The sequence below is a fragment of the Nocardia sp. NPDC051981 genome, from assembly GCF_040680715.1.
Lineage (GTDB): Bacteria > Actinomycetota > Actinomycetes > Mycobacteriales > Mycobacteriaceae > Nocardia.
In genome coordinates this window covers 81,370-104,670 of sequence record NZ_JBFAXK010000006.1, presented here as the reverse complement: position 1 = coordinate 104,670, position 23,301 = coordinate 81,370, and the positions used below count along the sequence as shown (strand labels likewise).

Below are 23,301 nucleotides of genomic sequence, written 5' to 3'. Positions count from 1 at the left end.
AACGGAGTACCAAGGCGTAGTAAAGCCCACCGGGCAATCCCCACCGGGCCGTTGCGACGCCTGATGGGCTCCGGGTGTCCACGTTTGCAGGCGGGATATGGCTACGCGCAACCACCGTTCGTGTGGCGATGTCCGTGACGAAGCACCACAATCATCCATAGTGATCTAACTGCAGCATCGGGGAGCAGGCAATGGCCGAGGAACTCGACGACATCGGCCGCGAAACAGCGGCGATGATGAGGCAAATGTTGCAGCTCGCGACACTTGTCGCGCTGCGCACCCGGGAACGTGGCCAGAAGGAAGCGGAAGCACGCGTCAGGGTCACCGAGGCCCGCCAGAAGGAGGGCCGCGAGCGTCGGCTGCGTGAGGCAGCGGATGCCAAGGCACGTGATCCGCGTAACCGCGAACTCTCGCGAATCTTGGAGCGCCCGACGCGTGAACGGGGCGTATCTCTCGAAAAGGATCGATTCTCCGCGCAGGCGGAGGCATCTCGAATGGCCGCGCAGCAAGCTGGCCGCGGCTCCGTGCGATACGACTCGGTGGAGCGGCGAACCGCTCTGGCGCAACACCTTTCGCGCATGGGTATCTCGCCCGAACTGCAATCGGTACGGCTGCTGATGGAGGTCGGACAGGCCCAGTCGGCACAGGACGCCGTGCGGCTCCGGGAGCAGGAGGCGGCGCAGCGGCGGGTGCGGGAGCAGGAAGCGCACGAGCGGGAGCGCGAACGCGCTCGCTCGCGTGAACGAGTCTGAGCAGCAATAACTTCGAACCGTGGCGGATCGCAACCCGATCCGCCACTTTCCGTTTCGGCGCCGGCACCGTACCGGCGCCCACGGGTCATCTCAGAGCGGGAACTCCCCCATCGTGGGATTGCTGAACAAGCCCTGCTGGGGGGACTTCAACGGCAGCGGCGTGAGCATGTCCTTGTGGCCGTTGCGCACGCTGCAGTACTTGAACGGGCCCTTGGGATCGAACAGTTTCGCCATGTGCGGGTCGGCGTGGTCGAGGAACCAGACGCTCAGCCCGGTCTTGCCGTCGTGGCGGAAGTGCTCCCACGCCCGCCACATGGCATCCAGTCGCGCGACCGCCTCAGCGTGCTTCCACCATTCGGGGCACCACACGGTGTCGCTGATATCGGTCACCTGCCGGCGGTACACGAGGCTGAGGTAGTTCTCCACGAACTCGACCACGCTCGCGTAGACCATGGGTGTTGACTCTTCGCTCACAGCGGTCGAACCTCCTTGGGCGCCGAAACATCCGGCAGTGTCTCTTTGATCAGGGCGGGACTGATCAGATCGGAAATCTCGGTCTTGCGCGTCGGTGACGGGTCGTGGGCTTCGATCGACCGCTCGACCGCGGCGGCGTCGGGGCCCTCCCACCACGGCACCGTGCGCAGCAGCACGGCCGGTGTACCCGAGGCGAACAGGATGGCACGGCCGCGCGGCAGGGTCGCCAGGGCATGGGCGTTGAAGGTCCGCGATGAGCTCAGGGAGCGCGAATAGCTCTTGCCGCCCTTCGATTCCGACACCGACTGCGAGATGCTGTCGTAGTCGCCGATGGCCTCGGAGCGCTGTTGCAGGAAGGTCATGTCGTCGATGCCGCTGCCGATGACCTTGATGTTCGCGGCGCCCCAGAGCGCCTCCATGCCATCGGGTCCCCAGCAGCGCGCGCCCTGCGCCCAGGACTGCAGCACCGTCATCACCACGATGCCGCGAGAACCGAAGTGGCTGTACTGCTTCGGCAGATCCTTCCAGCGCACGACATTGGCGGCCTCGTCGAGGGCGGCCAGCAGCGGCACCGGCAGCCGCCCGCCCGGCGACCGTGACGCCTCGCGGGAGGCCACGTCGATGACCGCCGCGGTCAGGGCGCTCACCAGCGGCGCCGCCGAACCCCGGCCCTCCAGCGACAGGCAGTAGAGGGTGCCGTTGCGCTCGAGGAATTCCAGTTCGTCGAAGGCCGACCGGCCGCCGTTGGGGATGATCCACGGCTGGATGTGCGGGAACTTCAGGCACCTGATCATCGCCTTCGCGCCACCGAAGATGCCGTCGCGCGTGCGGATGTCGAGGTTGTACTGGCCGGCGAGACCCTCGGCCATGTAGTGCTTCGAGTGCGCGCGCAGGATCTCGATGGGGGTGGTGTCCATCGGGTTGTTCACCCATTCCCAGGCGCGCAGGATGTTGCTGCCCTCGAAACCCGCGGCCAGGAACAGCGCCGCGAGCAGATCCTCGGCCTCGGGGTCGAAGTACGAGTCAGCGCCCTGGCCGGCCGAGGGGCTGCCCTCAGCGTCGGAGAAATGACCCGCCAGGCTGACCGCCCGCACCTCGCAGCCGGGCCGGTGCACGTCGACCCATGCCAGCGGATCCCAGTACCAGCCGGGTTCCTGCTGCGCCTGCAGGTCGTGCGAATCCGGGGCCACGCCTTGCGGATCGAAGACGAAGATCTGACTGCCCTTGCCCGCGCGCACATCCCGGGTGGCGTCGACGACGTCACGCTTGTTGGAGGTGACGACCACCGGGCCGATGGCGGCGAGCACTGCCGGGATCACCCGGGAGGTGGTCTTGCCCTGCCGCGGTCCCCAGATGTCGACCTGCAGATCCTCGTAGGAGCCGTACATCATTTCGCCGTCGGCGACTGACATGCCGATCGGAATGCCCGGAACCAGCATGTCCCCGGGCCGCATCAGCGAACCGGGAATGAGCATGTCCCCGGTGAGGTGTTTGTGCAGCGGCACACCGATCTGGCCGGCCTTCTCCCGGACACCGGACAGCGTAAGCGCCTTGATGGCCCCGCCGGTGCCCATGTGATCGGCCTTGTCGTCGATCGCCAGTCGGCCCTTCTTGGCGTTCAGCTCGCGGCGGCGCCGGTACAGCACCCAGCCCAGCGTCCCCCCGAAGACGAGCACGATGATCACGGTGGCGGCGGCCGGCCAGCGCAGCTCGCCCTTGAGCAGATTGACCACGATGGCGATCGGGTTGATCGGCACGTGCTGGCGCGGCGAGCTCAGCAGGTTGCCCAATTGCACGGCCAGCCACACGGTTCCGAAGAAGTAGAAACCCGCGTAGACGAGGTGCAGGACACGATCCGGACCCGGGTCGGCCGGGTCCGCAATCGGTTTCTTCGCCATCTCTAACCTCCTGGGATGACCTGTGAGTCGTTACCGCTCAACGGAATTCGTCCAGCAACCAGCCACCGGCAGGTCCACGCACGACGGTGGCGACGATCGTGGCCGGGGGTAGCGATTCCCGCCGGCCGTCCGGATAGACGACCGTCTGCTCGATGCCGATCTTGTACTGCTGCCGGTTCGGGTCGGCGCCGGCGGGGGCCTTCTCACCGGAGGCGAACGCGAACGCCTCAACGTGAGCGCCCGCCTTGGCCCAGTCGGCCCAGCGCAGTGACGGCCTCGGGGTTTCCACGCCGGTGGACGGGTTGTCCAGTGTACGGATCAGGCTGGGCCCCAGCCATTTCCGGGCCCGGCGCAGCGCGTCACCCTCGGACTCGGTGGCCGGGTACCAGGTGTAGATCTGCTCCAGCGCGGTCACCGCGACACCGTCGGGCGTGGTCGGGTCGGGGGCGGGGGCATTTTCCAGCAACCGGGTGGTGGACGTGGGCGGTTGCCCGGCAGACGGATTCGAGCCGCCGCCGGTCGAGCTGCCGCCGCCGCATGCGGTGGCCAGCACTGCGACGCTCACTACCAGCATCACCACCCCCATCGCGGGACGCATGCCTGCGTTCGCACCGTGCACACCCGTGCTCGCGCTCACCGGCCCGCGCCGGCGGCGCAGCACCGGACTACCCTTCCAGGCTAGTCGCTGAGCGCTATACCCGGGCCATACCAGCGGGTTTCCCGAGTCGGCGTGTTCGCTCTCGCGGCAGCGGCTCATGTGCCGCGCTTGGCGTCGTGGAGGGTTTCCACCAGCGTGCGGTTCATTTCGGCGGCGGCCGCGAGCTGCTGCTGCAGCAGGGCCACCTTGCGGCGCAACGCGATCGCATCCATGCGTTCCAGGCCGGGGCTCTCGGCGGCACGCACCCAGTTGCGCACCGAATTGGTGTGCACGCCGATCTGTTCGGCGACCACCCGGCAGGCCTCGGATTCCGAGCGTAGTTTGCCGGTGAGGGCGATGACCTGCTCGACGGCGGCCTGCCGGACCTCCGGCGACACTCTTCGATACGACCGGTGCGGCATCATGCGGCGCTCCCCTCGTCCGAGCCGCGGCTCGCGGTGGTCTCGGTGAATTCGCTGAAACGCTGGTTGGTGTCGTGGATTCCGCTCTCCCGCTCCGAGAGCGTGAACTCCATCTGGAACGGGATGCCGGGCCGGCGGTCCTCGCCGATCTTGAGCAGGAACTTACCGGTGCCGGGCGCGGGCGGCCGCTGCTGGCCCGGTTTGAGCGCCTCACCGGTGAGCGCCTGCGGCGCGGACCAGCTGGTCACCATCTCCTCCTCGGCGGCGGTGAACGGCACGGTGGAATCCAGGCGCGCGATCTCCTCGGCCGGGAGCGCGCCGAAGATCTTGGCGCGGGCGCGTTCCAGGAAGCCGAGGGCCTTGGCGATGGCCGCCTCGGAGCCCAGGGACTGCAGGTCCTTGATGGTGTGGCTGATCATGATCAGCGAGGTGGCGATGCCGCGCTGCAGACGGGTGAGCTCGTCGACGCGGTCGACCATGAAGTCGCCCAGGCCCAGCACCTGCCACAGCTCGTCCATCACCACCTGGAAGTAGCGCTGCGGGCCCAGATCCGCGTCGGCCAGCACGTGCGCGGCCTCGACGGAGGCGAAACCGTCGGCCCAGCAGGCCAGCATGACGGCGGCCTTGAGTTTCTTGTCGCCGTTGGGGATATGGGAGACGTCGATGCAGACGGCGGTGGCGGTGGTGTCGATGGGAGTGGTGGTGTGGCCGTTGAAGACCGCGCCGAACGGGCCCTGGGTGAGGGCGCGCAGGGAGCGGCGCAGACCCTTGATGGCCTCCTGGTATTCGTCCGGATTGTCCGCGCCCGCATCTAGTTGCAGTTCGTCGCCACCCGCCACGACCACATCGAGCAGGTCCTCGATGATCGGCGGGTGGTCCGGGGTGAACGCGCTGCCCTCGCGATAGAGGATCCGCAGCGCGGTCGAGATGAGGGTCTCCTCGAAGTCGCGCACGCGCGCACCGCGCACCAGCTCCACCAGACCGGCCACCAAAGTGACCTGGCGGGCACGCATCTCCTGTATGACCTGGGTCTGCAGTTCGGGGAACTCGGCCAGCATCGGCACGATCGAACCCAGCACACCGGCGGCGAGCGGATTGAGCTTGCCGTGGCCGTAACCCAGGTCGATGACCTGGCCGCCGACCAGTTCCACCAGCTTGCGGTAGTCGGGCTTGACGTCGGCCAGGATCAGCGGGGTGATGCCCTGCGCGACACCGCCCAGCACGATCCGGCGCACCAGCGAGGACTTGCCGAAACCATTGAGGCCCAGCACGAACAGGCTGGGCGCGGTGATGAAGCTGCCGCGCATGAACCAGTTCATCGGGTCGAAGCAGACCGGAGCGCCGGTGTGCAGGTGCGAGCCCAGCGGGGTTCCGATGAGCGGCGCACCCGCGCCGACCGACCATGGCCACAGGCCCGCTACCTGCGCGGTGGTGGCGCGGTACTCGACCGGGCGGCCGACCACGTTCATCCGCCCGCCGCCCGCGCCGATGTAGCCGCGATCGGTGAGTTGTGCTGTGGTGCGGTCGAATTCGTCGAAGCTGCCGTACTCCATGCGCTCGGCGCGCGCCGCGAAGTTGCGCCGGCGCAGATCGTCGGTGTGCAGGCGGAAGGTGGCCCAGGCCGCCCTGATGCCATTGCCCTCGCGCGCGGTGACCTCGAGCTTGGCCCGCATGGTGTCGTCGAGCAGCTTGGGACCGGACTGCTTCTTCTTGGCCGCGGCCTGGCGCGCGGCGGCACGCTTGGCGGCCGCGGCGCGCTCGGCCTGGTCGGCGACCTTGTCCCGCTTGTCCTTACGGGCGCCGCGGCCACGCTCCTCGGTGCCGGCCCGCTCGGGCCGCCCGTCGCGCGCGGGCCGGTTGCGCACCGGCCGCTCCCCCGCCTCGCCCTCCGGCCGCGCCGCACGGGTCCGGCCGGGTGCGCCGGCCCGTCCGCTCAGATGCACCCGATCCGCGTCCGTGGACCGCCCGCGGCCCTCGGAGCCATTGCCGCGCCGGGCATCCCGCTCCGGGTCGGCACGGCGCTCACGCCCGCGTTCGGCCGCACGCCGTTCGCGCCCGGATTCACCGTCACCGCGCCGCTCACGTCCGGATTCGCCCTCGGCGCGCGGTCGTTCGCGGCGCCGTTCACCAGGTTCCCCGCGGCGTACCGCATCCGCCTCGGGTGTGGTCTCGCGACTCCGCTTGCGCTCCATGCGATCCCCCTCGGTCCGCTCCGGCCCGCTCGCCCGTGACCGAGCCTCGCCCTCGCGCACACCGCCGGACCGCGCCCCCGCGCCGCTCCGGCCGGATCTCTTGTCCAGCACGCGTTCCGACCGCTCGGTGCCACCGGGACGCCCGGCCGATCCCGCCGTGGGCTCCCCCAGCACATCGGCCGCCGCCCGCAGTGCATCGCCCGAATCGGCCTCCGCGCGTACCGCCGGCTCTCGCCCGGTCGCCAGCACCTCGGCGGCGGCGACACCCCGCGCCGTGCCCGATTCGCCTGTGCCACCGGTGGGTTCGAGGGCGGGCACCGCCGGAAGCCGTCGCCGGGCTGCCTTCTTGACCGGCTCCGCACCAGTGTCCGCTTCGGGAACTCCGATCGGCTCGGCCACCGTCTCGTTGAGCTGCGGCGCCATGCCGACCTCGACCGGCTCCCGGCTCGTGACCTCCGCGCGCGTCTCGGCCCGCTCGGGCGCGGCCCCGGGCATCGGAACCGAGGCGGCGCACTCCTCCACCGGCCGCTCACCGACCGGCGGTTCCGGCCGTGCTATCGCCTGCGGATCATGCCGGGGCGCAACGGGATCCGTGATGATCTCGGGCTCGGCGCGCACCGCTTCGCCCTCATGCTCGGTCACAACCTCGGCCGGCCGATCCTGGTCGGGCGGCTCGATGGGGTCGCGACGGAGCATGCGGCGGTCCGGAAGGGTGCCGCGCCGGGGCCGGTGCTCGTCGCGCATGACGCGGGAGGACGGGGGCGGGTACGGGTCCGGCTCGACGTAGGGGTCGACGGGAGCCGGGTCGCGGCGGGAGCCGCGCCGGGTGGGCGGCGCGGCATCGCGTTCGCGGACCGAGGGGTCGAAGTCACGTGGCATGGGTTACCCCGCAAGCGCTTTCGGAATGGTGGCGTGTTCGGGGAGGATCACCCCGCAGCCGAGCGAGGCCGCGAACGCCGCCGCCTGGTAGCGATAGCAGCGGCGGATCTTGAGGCGGGCCTGGGTCGACAGGTCGCGGGTGATGGCCTCGATGCGCGGCAGGTCGCCGCGCAGGGGTTCGGTGATGGTGACCAGGGCGCCGAAGCGGGTGACACCGTGCCCGCGGGCCTGCTCCTCGCGGGCCTGCTGGGTGGCGCCGACGCGCAGGGTGGCGGCGGCGGACACGACGCCGCGCTCGGATTGCTGTGCCACCAGGGCGTTCTTGTAGTCGTCGTCCACGATCTGGGCGGCGTCGCCGGCCGAGTGCGGGCGGTAGACGATGGTGATGCGCTTGCGCGGCACCTCCGGATTCGGCGCGAGCAGCCGCTGCAGCACCCGCTCGTCGACCGCGCCCTCGGGGGCGGTGTCCATCTCCCAGGTGACCGAGCGGCCACCGTCGTGAATGAAGTGGTCCCAGCGCTCCTCGTGCGAGACCGGGCCCGCGTCGGCCCAATCCAGGCCGTGCCCACCGGGTTCGCCCGCGGCCACCTCGAGATCGGCCTGGGCGGCCGGGTCGTAGCTGCGGCGGATGAACGAGATGATCTCGTCGGCGGCCATGGGCTGGGCGCGAACGCCGGCCTCCGCCAGGGCCGCACAGATGCCGGGCAGGCGGCGGCCGATCTCGACCGCCTCCTCCGCCGGATTCTTGCGGCGCTCCGCGGTGGTCGCCTTGAAGGTGATGGCGACCCGCGGCAGCAGCTGCACCCGCTCCTGCGGCAGTTCGGTGGCCAGCTCGTACATGACCTGCTGCGCGAGATCGGGGGCCTCGGGCCGGGTGATGGTGGAAACCTCGGTGAGCAAACGGTTTCCGGTCTCGGGCACGGTGTCGATGACCGGGACCACGGCCACGATGTCGGAGGTCTGCCCCAGCGAGGCCAGGAACGTGCCCCAGGCGCCCACCCAGCGGTCGATGACCGGCTGGTCGACGGCCTCGTGACCCTGCGGCCAAGCGCGCAGAACCACTGTGTACTGGGCGAATTGCGGTAGGTGGATCATGCCGAAGCTGTAGCCGCCGGCGTCGATGCCCTCGTAGAGCCGTGACGGGGCCATCAGTCCGGGCAGGCGGGTGACGCCGCCCGGGATCCGGGAGAACCGCCCGCCCCGGTACACGTGCTCACCCTTGGAACGGCCGCGCAACCAATGGAACATCATCAATCCGTTCTCGTAGCCGGAGCGGCCCCCCGTCCGCCACACCAGTGGAACCATCACGACCGTGCCGATGCCCGCCACCACGGCGGCCGGTTTCGGCCCGGCCGCCAGCGCCGTCAGCAGCGCGGTGATCACGACAGCGAAACCGACCACGGTCTCACCCCAGCGCAGGCCGAAAAGGCCGGCACTGCGGGGCTTCTGCCACAGTCCGTACGAGCGGCGCTCGTAGGTCTCGGTCATCGTCATCGTGGGATGGTGCTCCTGCCGAGATCGGGTGAACGGTTGGCCCAGCGGTCACCGGCCAGGTCGCCAGCGGTGGACTCGGCCTTGCTCAGCGAGGCGGTCGCCGCGCGCGCCTGCGCGACCCGGTTGGCGACGCGGGACGCGCCTGACGGTACTGCGCCGCCACCGCCTTGGGCGGCAGGACTCGCGGCGGGCGCACCGCCGCCACCACCCGCCGGGCGTGGCGAGGGTGTCGGGCGTGGCGCGCCGCCGGGACCGCCGCCCCCGGGGCCGGGACGGGGACGCCCGCCGCGACCCGGTCCGACGAATCCGGCGGCACCGGGTCCGGCGGCACCGCGCGGGGCCACCGCACGCGAACCGACCGCACCGAGCGCGGCGATGCCGACCAGGGTGCCGGTGGTGGCGGCCAGACCCGAACCGCCGGAACCGACGATGGCCACCGCCGGGGTCACCAGGCGCATGAGCGCCGGCAGCACGAACGCGACCGTGCACAGCAGCACGATGGCGACCAGCATGCGCTGGGCCTCGTCGGCGTCGGGCAGGTTCACGGTGCCGGTCAGATCGTCGGTATTGCCTGCGGTGGTGAACGCGATCATGTACACGATCGCCGCCACCGGCTTGTAGAGCATGAACGCGATGATCCAGCCCAGCAGCTTCGAGTACGAGGTGCGCCCGATCTGGGTGCCCGACGCGGCCGCGGCCAGCGGCAGCACGCCCGCGGCCACCACCAGCAGACCCTGGCGGACGATGGCGAGCACGATCTGGGCCAGCGCCCCGAGCAGGCCGACGATCGCGATGATCAGCACCAGACCCGGCGAGAACGCCTGCAGCTTCGAGGTTTTCACCATCAGCTCGGCGATGTTCTTGGCATTGCCGCCGGTGGAGTCGTTGATGATCCACTCGGAGAACTTGTCCGAGGCCTGGGTGGCGGCCACGATCACCGCGCCCAGCATCCAGGAACTGAACACCACGCGCGCGAACATCCAGAACGATTCCGTGGCCTCGCTGACCGCGGCTCCGCGTCTGGCCTGCGCCAGTTTCAGGCCGGAGAGGATCACCGACGCCATCAGTAACAAAATCTGGACCTGATAGGTGTAGTCGTTGATCTTCGTGAAGAGCGCGCCCGCGTCACTGACGCGTTCGTTCGGGATCTTCATCCAGAACGTCAACGCCAGGATCAACGCCTCGCCCAGACCGTTCATCAGCGAGTCCACCACCTTGCCGAAGGTGGAGTCCCACGCCTTGTCGCGCACGGTGGCGGCGGCGTCGGTCGGGTGGGTCGCGACATTGCCCGCCTTGCACGCGGCCGAGGCCGCGTCGCCGAGCGAGATGCCGGGTACGCCCAGCCCGTCAAGGGAGTCGTGTAATTCGTTGCAGGCCTGATCGAAACCGTACGTCTGGCCGTAGGCCACCGTCGGGGTTGCGATCATGACGGTGAAGACGACCGCAAGGATCGTGACTAGCCGCCTCAGCATGTGGTCCACCTCTCGATGGGTCGCGATGCCATTTCTGTTGTTGTCACCATCGGGTCCATCCCGCAAGCGAATCGACGTATTCGGTTTGCGCGGTCTTGGAAGTCGAAGGTTTGAGCCGCCAGTCGCCGGCGTCCCAGACCATGATCAGGCGCACCGCCGCCCACAGCTGCCGGTTGTCGACCACCGGCCCGCGCGCGGCCAGCCGCACGATGGCCATGTCGTCGGCGTAGTTCTCGATCTGGAAGCCGTCGGGGGCCACCAGATAGCGAGTCACCTTCTCGGGCTGCTGTTTCGGCAGCCGTTGATCGGCCAGCGCCTGGTCGTAGGCGGTGAGCTGTTCGGCGGGCACTCGCACCTGCCGGACGTAGAGCTCCCGGTCGGCCGGGCGGGCGTTGAGCCGGTAGGTGATCTGGGCCGCGGCCAGCGCCGCGCCCTGCGGGGTGTGCGAATAGCCGACGGCCAGGCCGTTTTCCAGGCGCGCCGGACCGTCGGAGGTGGAGAAGGGCACGGACGCGCCGTAGACCCGCTGCCAGCCGTGGGGATCGGTGGTCCCCAGCGGGGCGGCGGTGAGCCAGTCGGCGTCGGTGGCCTTGCGCTGCTTGGACGGATCCTGCGGCAGCGGCTGGCCGGCCGTGTTGTTGGGGACGTCGACGCGGCGGCCGAACAGATCCACCTCGGGCGAGGCGAATCCGGTGGCGCCGGAGTCGGAGGCCGCCGGGACGGTCCCGTCGGGCTTGGCGCTCGGCTTGCTGTCGCCGTGACCGAAGTAGACCACCAGGCCGGCGATCAGGATGACCGCGACCAGGGCGGCCGAGGCGATGACGCCGAACGAGACGCGGTCACGCTCGGGCGACTCCTTCTCGCTCATCGCATGGCCTCCGAAGTATGTGTGCCAGTGGACAATTCAGCTGCCCGTGCCCGTCAGGTCGGCAGCAGGGCCAGCGCGATCCCGCTGGCCGAGGTCGCCATGATCGCGCCCAGCAGGCTCATCACCACCCCGTGCGTCGCGTCGTTGGCGGCCAGGTCGTCGCGGAAGGCATACCAGAGCCGGCCCGCGGCCAGGATCATCCAGGCCAGGCAGAACAGCAGCACACACCACAGCAGCCAGTCGATGAGCTGCATGATCGGCCGGATCACATCCGGCGGCATCTGCTTGTAGGCCAGCACGGCGTCCATCGCTGGCGCAACCAGCGCGGCGGACATTAGGTGATCACTGCATTCATGATCGTGCCCGCGCTCGTGGCGACGATTCCTCCGATCATGGCCCCTGCCACCATCTTCGGCGACTCCAAACCGCCTCCTGTCCATTTCTCCCAGGCGAACCGGCCACCGGCGTAGGTGATGCCCAGGATTCCCGACAACAGAACGAACCAGGTGAAATACCGAACCAGTTTCAGCAATTTGTCCGACGCGGGCGGTGCCTCGGGGGTCGGATTCCCGACCTGGGAGAGGATCTGGCCGTACGCGTCGTGTACGGCGAGGAGCATGCTCATTGTCTGTCCTTATCCAAAAGCGAACTGCTAGTAACAATCTCGCCGATGCACGGCCCGGCCGTCCAACCGGCGACGACAACTCCTTCTACTGACTGCCCTGCCATCTTCCCTGGGGACCGGGCAGGTCCCCGCAACCGGGAACTCATTCCCGCACAACACAATCCGTCGGCGTACATGATCACTCCTCCCGGTCCGGGAACGCGGGGCGGGGGGCGTCGAGCGCGTCCTGCACGGCGGCCACGATGCCGGCGCCGAGCTCGCGCACGTCGGGCGTAATCTCTTCCAGCGGATCGGATTTGCGCTTGCGCTGCTGCGGCACCGGGTCGCCGGGCGACCACACCGGCAGCTCATCGGCCTCGACCAGGGTCCATTCCTCGTGCCACGGCAACTTCCACACCTGACCCGCCAGCGAACCGACCACGTCGCGGTAGCGGCGGATCTCGGCGGGCAGCCGGCCTGGCCGCGCGGCCACGGTGATCAGGCCCAGCACCTCACACGAACCGGCCAGCCCGGCGTGATGCTGGCGCAGCAGATCGTGGGCGCGGGTGAGCCCGGCGATGGTCTCGCGCGCCACCAGCACCACGAACGGGGACTCCCGGTCGAACACGCCCGGCCAGCGCCGATACGAATCCGCCGCCGGCGCAAGCACGTGCGAGAGCGTCGTCGCGCCCGCGCCCCCGTGCACACCGAGCAACCACACCAGGGGCGCTCGGCCATCGCCGGGTACGGGTCGGTCCCAGATCGGTGCGCGGCGCGATTCCGGCGGCGGCACCACACCGGCCGCCAGAGCGGCCTCGGAGGCGGATCGGCGTTCCTTCATGGCTGCGGTCATGATGCCACTCCAGCAAGCAGGCGGCGATACGCGCGGCGTGTCTCTGCGGCCAGGTTGCTGTGCCGCACCAACTCTCCGCGTGCGAGGTGTGCGTCATAGGGTATCTCGACGATCTCACGGACCCAGCCGTCCAGATGCTCTCGCAAATGCTCAGCGACCCGAGAATCACTGCCCGGCAACTGATGTGACACGACAATGGTGGTGTCGCCGACAATGCCGTCGCCCTGACCCTCGCCCTGCCCGCCGAACTGATCGTCGAGCCACTCCAGCGTCACGCGCAAGCGGTTGGCCGCATCCACGCGCGCCGGAATCGACAGCACCAGCGCGATATCGGCGTCCTCGAGCAGCGGGCGCAGATGCCGGCTCGCGATCGGATTGCCGCCGTCGTAAACCGGGGTGTACCCGGTCTCGCCGAGCGCGCGGGCGACGGTCAGGTAGGTGGCGCGCCGGCGCAGCGGGGCGGGATCGCGCCACAGCAGGCCGATGCCGGAGGTGGCGCGGGAGAGACAATCCTTGAGCGGCGCGGCCTCGTCGTCGCCGCGGCCGTAGAGCCAGGCCTGCAGACTGATCGGGCTCAGGTGCTCGTCGGCGCCCCGCAACGCGAGATCGCTGCCCGCGAAAGTGCCGTCCACAGCAACGGTTTCGGCGCCGGCGGCGCTCATCTCCCCCGCGATGCCGAGCGTTGTCGTGGTGGTGCCCGCGCCGCCGCAACCACCCACCACCAGAATCGGGCGCGGCGCGGGACCGGCCTCGCCGGAGTCGCCGCGGCGCTTGCGCAAGCGCATCACCGGAGCCTTGGAACGCGCGGCACGGCCCGTCGATTCGCCCTCTTCGGGTTTCTCGTCGAGCCAGCGGCTCCAGTCCTGATCCATTGTCTCCGCTCTCCTCTTATCCGGCCGGAATGCCCGCGGCGGGTCCATGGTCGCCGATGATCGCGGGGGCCGTCATTTCGTTGTACGCCGCCGTGACGGCGATCGGGCCGGAACGGGGTCCCGCCTCGAGTGTGCCGATGGATTGCGCAGTGCCGCCGTGGGAATTCAGCACATATAGAGCAACTCCACCGGCAATGGCTAGCAAAACAATGGCAACGATCAGGAACGCGACGGCGAAAAACCGCCGCCCCGTGATGCGCCCGCCCGGCACGGCCGCGCGGTCGGCGACCGCGTCGAGCAGTTGCGAGGCCCGGTCGACCGCTCTCGGGGCGCGCTCGCCGGTCGATCCCGCACCGGCTTCACCACTCCCCGTGGGGAATTCGACGACCGTGCTGCCGCGGTAGCGCAGCGGCGGTGCGTAGGAGGCACTCTCGCCGGATTCGCTCATCCAGTCCGACCAGGCCCCGTCGAAGTGGTTGCGCCGCAGCACCGATTCGGGCACCGGCGGAATCTCGAGCTCGGGTTCGTCGTGGATGTAGTGCGGGTAGCGGGCCGGGCCCTGCTCGTCGGCGAACGCCGAGTCGGCATCGGGCCGTTCGGGGGCCGGGGCCTGTACGTCGAGTTCCAGGGCGGGGTACCAGCGCGACACTTTTTTGTACGACTTCAACATTCCCGCTGGGGGCACGTCGCTCGGCATCGTCTGACCCTCTCGGCGGTCGGTCGTGGCTGACGGTGTGTTGTCGTCGGTGATCGTCGGTACTGTGCAGCCCGCCGTCGTCGCGTCGCCACGGGCGTCGCGCACGAAACGGTCCCGATCGGAAATTCTCTCGCATGAACAGGATTCCAACGACTCGACGCGCCGGACGACACTCCGTTCAATCCGCGCGCGCGTGCGAGTAGCAGGGTTCGCGACATCGTGTGAACGCCACGCCGACGGGGCGGTCTTCCCTGTGGGCGGAGCAGAATCTACATTAACAAGACCAAGAGTTTTGGAGGTTTTGTGAAGACAGCAGACATTGCCGCGGTTGTGACCGGTGGTGCGTCGGGACTCGGACTGGCCACCGTGCGGGAACTGCACGCGGCCGGCGCGAAGGTCGTTATCCTCGATCTTCCCTCGTCCGACGGCAAGGCCATCGCCGAGGAACTCGGTGAGCGCGTGGTGTTCTCGCCCGGTGACGTGACCAGCGAAGCGGATGTGACCGCCGCGTTGGACGCCGCCCAGGAGCTCGGCACGCTGCGAATCGCGGTGAACTGCGCGGGAATCGGCAATGCCATCAAGACGGTCGGCAAGCAGGGCGCGTTCCCGCTGGAGTCCTTCTCCAAGATCATCAACGTTAACCTGATCGGAACGTTCAACGTCATCCGCCTGGCCGCCGAGCGCATCTCGGCAGTCGAGGAGGCCGACGGCGAGCGCGGCGTCATCGTCAACACCGCGTCGGTCGCCGCCTACGACGGCCAGATCGGCCAGGCCGCGTACTCCGCCTCCAAGGGCGGCATCGTGGGCCTGACCCTGCCGGTCGCCCGGGACCTGGCCTCGTACAAGATCCGCGTGATGACCATCGCGCCGGGCCTGTTCCACACCCCGCTGTTCGCGACCCTGCCGCAGCAGGCCATCGACGCCCTCGGCGCGCAGGTGCCGCACCCGTCGCGCCTGGGCGACCCGGCCGAGTACGCGGCGCTGGTCCGCCACATCGTGGAGAACCCGATGCTCAACGGTGAGGTCATCCGCCTCGACGGCGCGATCCGCATGGCCCCGCGGTAATCAGCAGGGCCACGCGGTGATCACCGCGGCGATCACCTGGTGACGGCACCGGCGCGGGCACTCGCCCGCCCGGTGCCGTCACCGTTTCCGCGCAGCGCGAGCAACTGCCGAGTGTGGCCTGGGATTTCGACATCGATCAGGCCGATGAACAGATTCCGCAGGGGCAGGGCCTGATCCAGCAGCAGTGCGCCCGCGGAGAGCAGGCGGGTCGGCACCGGGCTGTCCAGTTCCGCGTCGCTGAGCGCGGGCCCGCCGAAACCGCAGAGCATCTCGGCCTGGCGGCGCAGGCGTTCGCGCAGGCCGGGGAATCCGCCCGCGATATCGACGACGCGATCGATGGTCCAGGTGTCGAGGGCGAGGCGATTGTCGTAGGTGGCGTGCTCCCCCGCCGCCACCGCCGACGCGGCGGCCATGGTGGCGGCGGTGACGAGGGAGACGTGGGCCAGGATCCGCTCGACGTTCCACTCCCCCGGCGGAGGCGGCAGCGGCGGGCCCGAATCCGCCACGGCGGCAGCGGCTTCCAGCAGGGTGTCGTATACCTCGCGCAGCGCGGTGGCGTCGAACATCAGGCGTGGGCCTGCGACATTTCCCAGGGCGCCTGCGGCAGTACGGCGCCGGTCTCCAGCAGCGACTTGAGATTGGCCAGCACGGCGGGCCAGCCGCTCGAAATGCCCTGTAGCATTTCCTGATTCGGCAGGTTCTCGTGGGTGACGGTGAGCCGGACGATGTCCTGGTGTGACTCGATGAGGAAGGTCACCACCGACGGGGCGCGGTCCGCTCCGATCGAATCCTCGAAGGTGAGGACGAGGCGGCGGGGCTCGTCGACCTCGAGGACCTTGCCGACGACATCGATCTTGTCCGAGCCGTCGACGCGGCGGTGCTCCCATTCCGAACCGGGCTGCCAGTCGGACACATTCGCGTGCCCCCAGTACTGCGCGGTCAGGTCGGCGTCGGTGAGGGCCTTCCACACCTGCTCGGCGCTGGCGTGGATGTAGGTGACGTAGACGTAGTTCGGCACGGTGGCGGTCATGGCGTACTCCTCTGCCTGGTTTTTGACGGCGCGCAGGACATCCAGCCGGGGGCGATCGAAGACGGAGATCCAGCGCTGTTCGATGTCGTGAATCGGGGTCGGATTGATGTAGTGCACCCGTTCGCGACCGCGCCGCAGCACGGTGACGAGGCCGGCCCGCTCCAGGATGTCGAGGTGCTGGGTCACCGACTGGCGGGCCATCTCGACCCGTTCGCACAGCTCACGCAGGGTCTGGCCATTGTTCTCCCGCAGCCGGTCCAGCAGCAGGCGGCGGGTGGAGTCGGCCAGGGCCTTGAAGACCGCGTCCATCTCGGGTTCGGGTTGCACGGGAAAATTATGCAGGCATTTACCTGCATAAGTCAACGCCCTACCGCCGCGACCGGCCGGACGGGTGGCCCGGCACCGCCTCTTACGTGGGAATTTCGTTCTCGGACATGACAATCCGCGCATTCACCGTCAAGATGATCAACGGCCCTCGGCCAGAACTGACATCGTTGTCTCAGCAGCGCCCGGTGTTTCGCGGCGCGGACAGGAGCGCCCGTGGCGACGCCGCAGACCTCGGACCCCGTCTCATCGGTGATCGTGGAGACGATCCGGCCGGCGCGCATCGGAACCAGGCTCGCCCATCCGGTGCTGCGCACCACGGTGCAGCAGTTCCTGCGTGCCGGAGCCTGGGTCGCCGACCTGGGCCCGCGCCCCGCGCACCTGGTATTCCGGATGACGCGGCTGTCCGAGCAGCCCGCCCGGGTGCTCGGCACCCCGCGCGGCACCCGCCGCGAACCAGTGCGGTTCGAGCACTGCGACGCCGAATGGCTGTGGAGCGCACCGGTTCCCGATCCGCGGGTGGACCGCGACGCCGCGATCCTGTACCTGCACGGCGGCGCGTTCATCGCGGGCGGGCTCAACAGCTACCGCCGCCACACCGCCCGCCTGGCCGCGCTGAGCGAGCTGCCCGTGCTGACCGTCGACTATCGGCAGCTGCCCGACGCCCACCCCAACGAGAGCCTCGACGACGCCCTCACCGCCTACCGGCACCTGCTGGCCGAGGGGTTCCCGCCCGAGAAGATCGTCGTCGCGGGCGATTCCGCGGGCGGCGGACTGGCGCTGCGGCTGGCGCTGACACTGCGCGAGCTGGGTCTGCCGCTGCCCGTGGCACTGTCGGTGACCTCGCCGTGGGCGGATTTCGACTCCGCCGCCCGCCTCGCGCATCCCAATGCCCGCTACGACGCGGTGCTGCCCGCGGTCGGCCCGGACATGGTGGTGCGCCGCGGTATCGCCGTGGACGGCGAGCTGGATCCGAGCTGGTCGGTGGTGAATCACGATTTCACCGGTCTGCCACCGATTCTGCTGCAGGTCGGCTCCCGCGAGATGCTGCTCGCCGACGCGCTGGCGGTAGCGAAACGCGCCGAGGCGGCGGGGGTCCCGCTGCGCCTGCAGGTGCGGCCGAGCGCACCGCACACCCTCATCCACCTGGGTGCGGACCTGCTCGCGGACGGCCGGGACGCCGCCCGTGACGCGGCCGATTTCCACCGTGCGATGATCGATCCAGGTCGCCTCGGCCGCAGCGCCGCCTGATCCGCACCGGCGGTTCCGACCCTCCGATCCGAGAGGCTCCGATGTCCCAGCCCGCCAATTCTTCTCAGCCCGCGATCCTCGTTACCGGGGCGGCCGCCGGTATCGGCCGCGCCATCGCCGCGCGATTCGCCCGGGCGGGCTGGACCGTCGGCCTGTACGACATCGACGCCGATGCGGTCGCCCGCACCGCCGCCGAGATCGGCGGGCGGACCGTGACGGGTGCCTTCGATGTCACCGACCCGGCGGGCTGGGATCGGGCCCTGAAGGACTTCGACGACGCGACCGGCCGGCTGGACCTGCTGGTCAACAATGCGGGCATTCTGGTCTCCGGGCCCTTCGGCGAGATCCCGGTGGAACGCCAGCATCGTCTCGTGGACGTGAACGTCAAGGGCGTGCTCAACGGCTGTCACGCCGCCCTCCCCTATCTGCGCCGCACCCCCGGCAGCCGCGTCATCAACCTGGCCTCGGCCTCGGCGCTCTACGGTCAGCCCGGCCTGGCGACCTACGGCGCGACCAAGGCCGCGGTGCGCAGCCTGACCGAGGCCCTCGACCTCGAATGGCGGCACTACGGCATCACGGTCAGCGACCTGCTGCCCCTGTTCGTCGCGACCGACATGATGACCGAGGTGAGCCGCGGCTCGAAATCCGCGACCATGCTGGGCGTCCACCTCACCCCCGGCGATGTCGCGGAAGCGGTGTGGCACACCGCGATCGGACGCCGCCCGCTGTCGGGCCCGCACGTCCTGGTCGGCTTGCAGACCAAACTCACCGCCCTCGCCACCCGCCTGTCCCCGCCCTTCGTGACCCGGGCGGTGGTGGGGTGGATCAGCAAGGCCGATTCGCTGCGGTAGCGCCTCGTAGGAGCCGAATCGGCTGGTCGCGGGGGTTCAGGGGAATCGATGCCCGACCTTGACCTCGTCGGGCGGCGGCGTGCGCATCACGTGACCGGCAGTGCGGGCGCGATGTCCGACTCCGGGGTACCCGGCTGCGCGGCGGTCCACGCTGGTGGTGCGGCGCGCATCGGCCGGGCCGCCACCGCCCTCGCCAGGATCGACGCCAGGCCCAGGTAGCCGCGGAGCGCGGGTGCGGATGGTCGTCCCGCGGCTGCTGCGCCGCCCCGGTTGGATACGCGATCATGCCAATCCCCCTTCGGCCGACGGTTATCCGGTAGCGGTCCGCGCGCTCGTCTCGGTCCGGGGCGCCAGCGCGAACCGCAGTTCGCTGCGGCGGGCGACCGCGAGTTTGCGGTACACCCGCGTCAGGTGCTGCTCCACCGTACTGGTGGTGATGTTCAGGGCCTCGGCGATATCGCGATTGCGCTGACCGAGCGCGGCCAGTTCGGCGACCCGCCGCTCGGCCGGGCTCAAGGCGTCGAAACCGGTGTCGACCAGGGTTTCTCGCGCGGCCGGCGCCGGGTCGACCTGCAGCCGGGCCAGGAGCGGTTCGGCCCCGCAGAGCTCGGCGAGTCGCGCCGCCTCCCGCAGCGGGGGCCGGGCCCGGTCCGACTCCCCCAGCGCCCGGTAGGCGTTCCCGAGATCGGCGAGCACCGTGGCCAATTCGAGTTCGTCGCCACCCGAGCGGGCCAGCGCCGCCGAGCGGCGCAGCAGCGTCACCCGCCGCAGCGGATCGCTGGTCGCGGCGAGCAGGCGTAGCGACACCCCGCCGGTGTGGTGCTGCTCGGCTCCGCCGATCAGGTCGAGGTGCCGGGTCACCAGATTCCGCACCTGCCGCTGCTGCCCGGATACCAGGCCGGCCGCGGCCAGGTCATTGCGCCACGGCGCCAGCCAGGCGAAGTCCATGTCCCACTCGTCCATCAGCCGCCCGCACCGGCGGAAGTGCCGCAGCGCCTCCTCGGGCCGGCCGGTGGCCAGGCAGTGCTCGCCGCAGGCGCGCAGATAGCCCAGCGCGAAACGGGATTCGAACATGGCGCGCGGCATCGGCCGCTCCAGCTGCGCGGCGGCCTCGGCGTGCCTGCCCTGTGCGGTGAGCGCGCGCACCAGCACCGCGACCGTCCGGCCCAGCCACACCCCGAGCTGTTCGGCGGGTAGCAGATTGAGTGCCGCCAGGGCGTGCCCGGCTGCCTCGACCGGATTTCCCTTGCGCAGCAGCGTCTCCGCCCGCGCCGAGGCGAACAGTGCCTGCCAGGTCGGGGCGCGGCGCGCGGTGGCCTCGGCCAGCAGGGCGGTACACCAGGCGTCGGCGGCGTCGAGGCGATCGGTGTGCAGCAGGCAGTCGACCGCCGCCACCAGCACCTCGACGGTGGCGGGGGTCAGCCGGTGGTGTGCCAGGATGCGCTGGGCCGCGGCGGCGGTCTCGGCGGGCGAGCGCGGCTCCCACAGTCCCGTCAGCAGTGCGGCGGCCTGCCGGTGGGGTGAATCCCGGTCCGGCGACGGCGATTCCGGGCCGGAGCGGGCGCGGGCCGGCCACGGATGCCGTTGCGCCTGCACCGGATGCGTGTAGCGCAGCCACGCCCCGACGAATTCGAGCCGATCGGCCGCCACCGCGTCCGTGCTGCGACGCAGCTGGACCAGCGCGTGATCGGCGTGCAGGACATGACCGTGCCACAGCATCTGCAGCACGGTCATGGGCAGCTCCGGATACGGCACCCGCCCGGTGCGCAGGGCCGCCTTGAGCCGGCCGAAATTGCGGGTGCGGCATGACGGGTTGATCCGCCACTCCACCGCCACCAGCCGGGTCGCGATGGCGGCCCGCTCGTCGGCGCGTCTGCTGGCCCGATAGGCCAGCTCCAGATAGGTTCCGGCGCTGTCCAATTCATCGGCGTCGAAGGCGCGGTCGGCGACCTCCAGGAGCACCTGCGCCACCCACGAGCCGCGGGCGTCGCCCGCCTCGACCAGGTGCCGGGCCACCGTCGCCGCGGGCAGGCCCTCCCGGAACAGCAGTTCGGCCGCCCCGGTGTGCAGGGCGCGCCGATCCTCGTCGGGCAGGCCCCGCAGCACCGGGGCCGCCAGCTCCGGGTGCGGGCGGCACTCCCCCACGATCAGCCCGGCCGCCGCCAATTCCGTGACCACCGCACGGGTCTCGTCGAGTTCCGTGTCCAATAGCGCCGCGACCCGGCCCACCCCCGCGGCGGCTCCCAGCACCGCCACCGCGCGCGCGACCCGCAGCCGCTCCGCGTCCGCCGCGCTCACCTGGGTGGCGACCGCCCAGCTCGTCCTGGCGCCGGCCCCCACCGGCATCTCCCCTCGGTCCCGAGCGACCGACCGTGCCATCTGACGTCCCTTTCACCGATCGGGATGCGCCCGACTGACAGGCGTGGCACGGCGAGCTTCGGTGTGCTGGAGCGGCATCATTGCAGCGAGGGCGCGTGGGCGCCCAGGATCAGCCGGGGCACAACGGTTTCGAAATGTACTGCCAAACAGTGTATTTCACATCCGCCTAGGAGGTAAGGACGAGCGCGTGCGGGCGATAGACCAGGGCGGCCGCCGACGTGTCGTCCACCGCCAGGAACACCACCGCGCGCGCCTCGTCGAGCATGCCCTGGGTGGCCGCGCTCAGATACGCGTGCACCGGGCCCGCGGAATATGGGTCGCCGACGAACGGGTCGATCCCGGCGACCGCGGCCGAGGGCACCCCGATCCGGTAGGCCACCCGCTCGCGGAAGCCGGGGACGGGGGCCGGGGCCAGCAGTACCGCGCCGCCGGTGGCGAAGTCACCGGACTCCAGTCCTTCACCGGCCAGGCATTCGCGCAGCGCGGCCTCGGCCAGCGCGAGCGGGTCCCCGCTCTCGGCGCGCACGGTCAGTGCGGTGCGGCCGCCGGTGCCCGCCGCCTCCAGGTCGGCCCATGCGGTCGGGGCGAGGGCGCCCGGGGTCTCGGTGGTGTAGATGCGGCCGAAACCGCCCGCGCTGTCGGAGGAATGCAGCAGGATGGCCGCACCGCTGGCGGCGTACGGGAAGTCCTCCCGGTCGCGCTCGGTGGACGGGTGGGTGTCGCCGGCCACGATGAGCGCGTACTCGACATCGCCGAGACCGGTGAAGCACTGGGCGGCCATGAGCGCGTGCACCACCCCGGTGCCGCCGTTGAGCAGGTCGAAGGAGAACGCGGGCACCCGCCCGGTCGCGTACTCCAGGCCCACCTCGAGGCGCTTCTGAATCAGCGCGGCCACCGCGGGTTCGGCGATATTGCTGTCCCGGAACACCCCGGCATTGACCACCAGGCCGACCCGGCCGGCGGAGACCTCCGCCGCCGCCAGTGCCTGCGCGCCGGCGCGGGCGGCCAGCTCGAAGTAGCTGCCGGTATCGGCGTCGGTGCAGACGGCCGCGGAAACGATTGCGGTGCTCATGGATTCAGGCCTCCAGCCGGGAGATGGTCGCGGCGAGGTGCCCGGAGACCACGCCGGACGCCTCGGGGATCAGCAGCACCTTGGAGCCGCGCGGAATCCGGCCCTGCGCCAGGTGTTCGCGCAGCACCAGGAAGTGTGAGGTGGACGCGGTATTGCCATATTCGGCGTAGACATTGAGGGCCTGCGGCATCGGGGTGTCGAAGTGCCGCTCGGTGAGCGAACTGATGTAGTCGATGGCCGGGCCGCTGAACTGGTGGTGGATCCAGTAGTCGTACTTCTCGCTCTCCCAGGCCCGGCCGGTCTCCAGCAGGAAGTCGGCCATGCGCGAAATGCCCTGCAGGAAGCGGGATTCGCTGGCCAGCGCCCGGTTGTCGGTGTACATGGCGATGCCGGTGGTCTTGTCGCTGGGCATGCCGATGCAGTGCTCGGCGCCGGCCGAGGTGGTCATGAGCTCGATGTAGTGGATCTCGTCCGCGTCGTCGCCCTGGTCGTCGACCACCACGGCCACGGCCGCGTCGCCCACGGTGAGGGCGGCGAACTGCGGGTCGTAGGGCTGGGAGATCTCGCGGGTGGCGGTCTCGGCGATGGGGGTGATCTGCTCGCCGCTGACCACCAGACCGCGGCGCACCACACCGGACTTGATCATGCGGTCCAGCACCAGCACGCCGGTGATCATGCCCGCGCAGGCATTGGACAGGTCGAAATGCAGCGCCCCGCCCGCGCCGATGGCCGCACCCAGCTGGGCGGCGAAAGACGGTGCGAAGCAGTACTGCCCGGGCGCGGTGAAGCGGGTGATCGACACCGAGATGATGACGTCCAGGTCCGCGGCGTCGTAGCCGGAGCGGGCCAGGCAGTCCTCGATGGCGTGGCGCGCCAGCGCGAACGACGATTCGTAATTCTCCGGATCGCTGTTGTGCACGCGCCGGTTCTTGATTCCGGTAATTCGTTCCAGGTCCAATGCCCTGGGTACCGAAAGGCTGTTGATCACGTCCTCGGTGGAACGGATGGTCGTGGGTGTGTACGCACCGATCGATTCGAAGCGTGTACGCATGTGGCCCCCTGCTCTCTGGACTGAGTGCGTCCGGTCGAATGTGGCTGCGGCGGCCGCAATTCGGTGTCCCCCGAGCCGGCCCCGCTGATATCCCGTAGCCCCGATGCCAAGTGAAACGCTACCGTACCCACCGGTAGACGAGTGTCCCACGCACCTCACCAATC

At 70.1% G+C, this 23,301-nt stretch carries 23 protein-coding genes; 5 read left to right on the top strand and 18 right to left on the bottom strand.

The window, feature by feature from the left end; translation table 11 throughout:
* Positions 1-191 precede the first annotated feature (191 nt).
* Entirely contained in the window at positions 192-752 is a 561-nt protein-coding gene (locus tag AB0L60_RS13755; RefSeq protein ID WP_364612315.1) for a hypothetical protein, read from the top strand.
* A 90-nt stretch (positions 753-842) separates the two neighbouring features.
* Here the strand turns inward: AB0L60_RS13755 and AB0L60_RS13750 are convergent, their stop codons facing one another.
* The 13 genes from AB0L60_RS13750 to AB0L60_RS13690 form a co-directional block, all read right to left on the bottom strand.
* Complete coding sequence (locus AB0L60_RS13750) at positions 843-1,226, bottom strand: DUF4913 domain-containing protein (protein WP_364612312.1); 384 nt, start codon at positions 1,224-1,226, stop codon at positions 843-845.
* On the bottom strand, positions 1,223-3,124 hold the full coding sequence (locus AB0L60_RS13745; protein ID WP_364612309.1) for a TraM recognition domain-containing protein: 1,902 nt from the start codon (positions 3,122-3,124) through the stop codon (positions 1,223-1,225). The genes AB0L60_RS13750 and AB0L60_RS13745 overlap by 4 nt, the downstream gene beginning before the upstream one ends.
* A gap of 37 nt (positions 3,125-3,161) precedes the next feature.
* Entirely contained in the window at positions 3,162-3,722 is a 561-nt protein-coding gene (locus tag AB0L60_RS13740; RefSeq protein WP_364612306.1) for a hypothetical protein, read from the bottom strand.
* 155 nt (positions 3,723-3,877) lie between these two features.
* On the bottom strand, positions 3,878-4,159 hold the full coding sequence (locus tag AB0L60_RS13735; RefSeq protein WP_354837274.1) for a transposase: 282 nt from the start codon (positions 4,157-4,159) through the stop codon (positions 3,878-3,880).
* A 23-nt stretch (positions 4,160-4,182) separates the two neighbouring features.
* Positions 4,183-7,254, bottom strand: coding sequence for a hypothetical protein (locus tag AB0L60_RS13730; RefSeq protein ID WP_364612302.1), 3,072 nt, complete (start codon positions 7,252-7,254; stop codon positions 4,183-4,185).
* Between the two features lie 3 nt (positions 7,255-7,257).
* A complete protein-coding gene (locus tag AB0L60_RS13725) occupies positions 7,258-8,748 on the bottom strand; it encodes an SCO6880 family protein (RefSeq protein WP_354837270.1) in 1,491 nt (496 codons plus the stop codon).
* On the bottom strand, positions 8,745-10,220 hold the full coding sequence (locus AB0L60_RS13720; RefSeq protein ID WP_364612297.1) for a hypothetical protein: 1,476 nt from the start codon (positions 10,218-10,220) through the stop codon (positions 8,745-8,747). The genes AB0L60_RS13725 and AB0L60_RS13720 overlap by 4 nt, the downstream gene beginning before the upstream one ends.
* Positions 10,221-10,263: 43 nt before the next feature.
* Positions 10,264-11,088, bottom strand: a complete 825-nt coding sequence (locus tag AB0L60_RS13715) for a hypothetical protein (protein WP_364612294.1) — start codon at positions 11,086-11,088, stop codon at positions 10,264-10,266.
* A gap of 53 nt (positions 11,089-11,141) precedes the next feature.
* A complete protein-coding gene (locus AB0L60_RS13710) occupies positions 11,142-11,423 on the bottom strand; it encodes a hypothetical protein (protein ID WP_354837264.1) in 282 nt (93 codons plus the stop codon).
* Complete coding sequence (locus AB0L60_RS13705; RefSeq protein ID WP_364612291.1) at positions 11,423-11,713, bottom strand: hypothetical protein; 291 nt, start codon at positions 11,711-11,713, stop codon at positions 11,423-11,425. Before AB0L60_RS13705 ends, AB0L60_RS13710 begins: the two co-directional genes overlap by 1 nt.
* 178 nt (positions 11,714-11,891) lie before the next feature.
* Complete coding sequence (locus tag AB0L60_RS13700; protein ID WP_364612288.1) at positions 11,892-12,545, bottom strand: hypothetical protein; 654 nt, start codon at positions 12,543-12,545, stop codon at positions 11,892-11,894.
* Positions 12,542-13,417, bottom strand: a complete 876-nt coding sequence (locus AB0L60_RS13695; RefSeq protein ID WP_364612285.1) for a hypothetical protein — start codon at positions 13,415-13,417, stop codon at positions 12,542-12,544. Before AB0L60_RS13695 ends, AB0L60_RS13700 begins: the two co-directional genes overlap by 4 nt.
* A 16-nt stretch (positions 13,418-13,433) precedes the next feature.
* Positions 13,434-14,087: a hypothetical protein gene (locus tag AB0L60_RS13690; protein ID WP_364612282.1), complete on the bottom strand. Its 654-nt coding sequence runs from the start codon at positions 14,085-14,087 to the stop codon at positions 13,434-13,436.
* Between the two features lie 330 nt (positions 14,088-14,417).
* Here AB0L60_RS13690 and AB0L60_RS13685 point away from each other — a divergent pair, with 330 nt between their 5' ends.
* Complete coding sequence (locus tag AB0L60_RS13685; RefSeq protein ID WP_354837256.1) at positions 14,418-15,179, top strand: 3-hydroxyacyl-CoA dehydrogenase; 762 nt, start codon at positions 14,418-14,420, stop codon at positions 15,177-15,179.
* A gap of 32 nt (positions 15,180-15,211) precedes the next feature.
* On the opposite strand, the gene AB0L60_RS13680 is transcribed toward AB0L60_RS13685, so the two are convergent.
* Together AB0L60_RS13680 and AB0L60_RS13675 are read right to left on the bottom strand one after the other, a co-directional pair.
* Positions 15,212-15,745 (bottom strand): hypothetical protein, encoded by a 534-nt coding sequence (locus tag AB0L60_RS13680; RefSeq protein WP_364612279.1) that lies wholly within the window; start codon positions 15,743-15,745, stop codon positions 15,212-15,214.
* Entirely contained in the window at positions 15,745-16,518 is a 774-nt protein-coding gene (locus AB0L60_RS13675; protein ID WP_364613085.1) for a metalloregulator ArsR/SmtB family transcription factor, read from the bottom strand. The genes AB0L60_RS13680 and AB0L60_RS13675 overlap by 1 nt, the downstream gene beginning before the upstream one ends.
* Before the next feature lie 231 nt (positions 16,519-16,749).
* On the opposite strand from AB0L60_RS13675, the gene AB0L60_RS13670 reads away from it, so the two are divergent.
* The 3 genes from AB0L60_RS13670 to AB0L60_RS13660 are packed head-to-tail and all read left to right on the top strand — an operon-like array spanning position 16,750 to position 18,854.
* A complete protein-coding gene (locus AB0L60_RS13670; RefSeq protein ID WP_354837252.1) occupies positions 16,750-17,784 on the top strand; it encodes an alpha/beta hydrolase fold domain-containing protein in 1,035 nt (344 codons plus the stop codon).
* A gap of 41 nt (positions 17,785-17,825) precedes the next feature.
* Positions 17,826-18,635: an SDR family oxidoreductase gene (locus AB0L60_RS13665; protein ID WP_364612275.1), complete on the top strand. Its 810-nt coding sequence runs from the start codon at positions 17,826-17,828 to the stop codon at positions 18,633-18,635.
* A gap of 48 nt (positions 18,636-18,683) precedes the next feature.
* The gene (locus AB0L60_RS13660) at positions 18,684-18,854 is read left to right on the top strand and encodes a hypothetical protein (RefSeq protein WP_364612272.1); all 171 of its coding nucleotides are present in this window, start codon (positions 18,684-18,686) and stop codon (positions 18,852-18,854) included.
* Positions 18,855-18,944: 90 nt separating this feature from the next.
* Here AB0L60_RS13660 and AB0L60_RS13655 read toward each other — a convergent pair whose 3' ends face one another.
* From AB0L60_RS13655 to AB0L60_RS13645, 3 genes are all read right to left on the bottom strand, one after another.
* Positions 18,945-20,975 (bottom strand): LuxR C-terminal-related transcriptional regulator, encoded by a 2,031-nt coding sequence (locus tag AB0L60_RS13655; RefSeq protein ID WP_364612269.1) that lies wholly within the window; start codon positions 20,973-20,975, stop codon positions 18,945-18,947.
* A gap of 205 nt (positions 20,976-21,180) precedes the next feature.
* Complete coding sequence (locus AB0L60_RS13650) at positions 21,181-22,086, bottom strand: hypothetical protein (RefSeq protein ID WP_364612266.1); 906 nt, start codon at positions 22,084-22,086, stop codon at positions 21,181-21,183.
* A gap of 4 nt (positions 22,087-22,090) precedes the next feature.
* Complete coding sequence (locus tag AB0L60_RS13645) at positions 22,091-23,137, bottom strand: 3-oxoacyl-[acyl-carrier-protein] synthase III C-terminal domain-containing protein (RefSeq protein ID WP_364612263.1); 1,047 nt, start codon at positions 23,135-23,137, stop codon at positions 22,091-22,093.
* Positions 23,138-23,301: the final 164 nt, after the last annotated feature.